This window comes from Pseudomonas sp. Ant30-3 (assembly GCF_000690905.1).
In the GTDB taxonomy this organism is placed as follows: domain Bacteria; phylum Pseudomonadota; class Gammaproteobacteria; order Pseudomonadales; family Pseudomonadaceae; genus Aquipseudomonas.
Map to the genome: position 1 here is coordinate 1 of NZ_JMCL01000086.1, position 2,597 is coordinate 2,597.

The following is a 2,597-nucleotide window of genomic DNA, read 5'->3' on the forward strand; positions in this document are numbered from 1 at the left end:
GGGTATACGGATTTAATGGTTGATGGGGCACCTTTACCCCACCAACCTGATACCATTATCAGATGGTTGATAGATCGACTCCGTAGTTGAGTTCCTCTGCGAAGTCCGGCAGTCCGTAACCGATGGTTTTCTTGTAGAAAGGAGAGACCTTCGCAGTCGGTGCCTTCTTCTTGTGCTTCGTGGTGTAGAGCATTCGTGCCCGCATCACCTCGAAGGAGTAACCGCGCCCTTCACGGTTCTTGTCCTTGGCCAGTCGGTTGATGGACTCCGTGTAAGCGTTGGTGACGGGCATGTCCGTCTCGAAGTAGGTCATGGTCTCTTCGCGCCAGTTTCCCACTGCCCTGACCAGATCGCTCCAGACTTCCTTTTGGCCCTTCGGGATGGTGGCTATCCACTCGTCCAGGGCGGCTTCTGCCTGGAGCCGTGTGGTGGCGTCCCAGATGCCGTAGAAGCGCTCCTTGTGCTCGTAGGCGGCCAGCAGTTGCGGGAACGCGCCTGTCCAGGTCTCCATGATGAGGCGCTCCCGGTCTGAGACTTCGTGAGCGCGTTTCAGCAGGATTTTCCGGTCTCCCTTGAGAGTCCGGCTCTGGGACGGTTTCAGCTCCTTTCTGAGGCCCTTGCGCACTCTCTCTAGGGCATCGTTGGCCATGCGCACCACATGGAACTTATCGACCACGATACGGGCCTGGGGCAGCACAGCCTTGACCGCTGCCCGGTAGGGGTTCCACATGTCCATGCTGACGATCTCGACCTTCTGCCGGTCTTTCAGCTTCATCAGGTAGTTGGTCACCACGTCCTGGCGGCGGGTGGCCAGCAGGTCGAGCAGGGTTCGCTCCTCAATGTTGGTCAGAATGCAGCGGTAGCGCTTGTTCAGGTATAGCTCGTCAATGCCCAGGATGCGGGGCGTCTCGAAGCGGTGCCAGCGCCCCAGGAACTCGGCGCGGGCGTTGAAGATGTCGCGCACCGTCTTCTCGTCCAGGCCGGTCTGTGCCGCCACAAAGGTGTAGGGGTGGTTGAAGGATTCCTTCTCCACGTACTCATGCAGCCGCAGTGTCATACGGAATCCGTCCACCATCTCCGGTAGCTGGGGCCTGAATGTTGTCTTGCAGGCCCGGCAGGTGTATCGGCGGCGGACCACCCAGAGAGTGACCCGCTTGCCGTGGATGGGCAGATCACGATAGGGAACGTCACGCTTGCCGAACCGCACGAACTCACCCTGCACGCCGCACCCCTCGCAGGCTACTGGTGTAGGTGCTTCAAGCCGAAAATGTATGTCTTCATTCTGCTCATCAGAATCCACCAACTGGTACCCAGGAAGGCTTAACGAATTAATCATCTCCCGCCTTGATCAGAAAAACAGGTAGGTGGCGTAACCGGCAATCATCGCCATAGCAAAAATGACTGCTAAAAACGCCGCTAAAAGCTTCAGCGTGAACAAAGAGCGCAACAGAATGAGCTCAGTCAGGCTGGCTCCGGCACTGCCGATGATCAACGCTAGCACCGTCCCGGCACCCACGCCTTTGGCCATCAGAGCCGCTGCCAGAGGTATGACGGCTTCAGCGCGAATATACAACGGCACGCCGATGACAGCGGCAACTGGAATGGCAAAGGGATTATCTGGGCCTGCATACTGCTCCAATAAGTCAGTGGGCATGAAACCATAGATCACGCTGCCAATCGCAATACCGATGAGCAGGTAAGGCAACACATCGATAAAGTCCGACCAAGCTTCCCGCCACACACCACTGTACTTCCCTTCTTTCTTAACCGTGACAGTGGGTTGACTGTCACAGCATTCGCTAGACGTAGAGACTGTTGTCTTCCTATCAGCCCCGCAAGAAGCCGTCTTCGGAGTGGTGTCGCAGCTGTTGGTGCCGCAACTCGATGCGGTCGATGTAGCACTGCACGGGCTTGCTGATGAACTACATCCACTGCTCTCTTGTGTCGCCGTCCGGCGCACATAACGCTCGAAGCCAAGCGTGTGAAGCAGCCATCCGGCACCTACCGCGACCACCAAAGCGGCGAGCACATAGATAGCAGTAAGTGTCCATCCAAACGTGGCAACCAGCAGGCCGACGACGATAGGATTCAGCAACGGAGATGAGAAAAGAAACACCATCATCGGCCCAAAACCGGCCCGTGCCCGAATCAACCCTTTCAACATGGGGATAGTCGAGCAACTACAGAAGGGCGTTATAGCTCCTAAACCAGCAGCAAGAAAATAGCCTCGCTTCCCACTGGAAGTCAGTAACGCTTCCACCTTGGATGGTGGGATGTGACGTTGAAGAACTCCGACCAGCAAGCTAATGCCAATGAATAAAACCGATAGCTCGATAGCGAGAAAGGCGAACATGCCTAGAGCGTCTTGGAGTTGAGATGACATTCAATATTACTCCTATATTTCTAGTATTGTCGAAATGATGTACGCAGCCTACTTGCGTTTATCCGACCTGTCAACTATAATTCTAGAAACATCGAATTATTGGGGCGTGCTATGGATCACGAAAAGGTTGCAGCCAGCTTAGCTGAGCTAGGGAATAGTCACCGACTGTCCGTGTTCCGCTTTCTGGTCAAAGCTGGCCATGATGGGGCTTCGG

At 55.6% G+C, this 2,597-nt stretch carries 2 protein-coding genes; both read right to left on the reverse strand.

Annotated elements, in window-relative coordinates:
• Window positions 1–58 precede the first annotated feature (58 nt).
• Window positions 59–1,336: an ISL3 family transposase gene (locus tag DU29_RS0120605; protein ID WP_000610830.1), complete on the reverse strand. Its 1,278-nt coding sequence runs from the start codon at window positions 1,334–1,336 to the stop codon at window positions 59–61.
• Window positions 1,337–1,348: 12 nt separating this feature from the next.
• Complete coding sequence (locus tag DU29_RS0120610; RefSeq protein WP_000098298.1) at window positions 1,349–2,383, reverse strand: permease; 1,035 nt, start codon at window positions 2,381–2,383, stop codon at window positions 1,349–1,351.
• Window positions 2,384–2,597: the final 214 nt, after the last annotated feature.

What these genes read in the sequence shown, in the direction of transcription:
- DU29_RS0120610 (WP_000098298.1), bottom strand. Translation starts at nt 2,383, where the DNA reads ATGTCATCTCAACTCCAAGACGCTCTAGGCATGTTCGCCTTTCTCGCT.
- DU29_RS0120605 (WP_000610830.1), bottom strand. Translation starts at nt 1,336, where the DNA reads ATGATTAATTCGTTAAGCCTTCCTGGGTACCAGTTGGTGGATTCTGAT.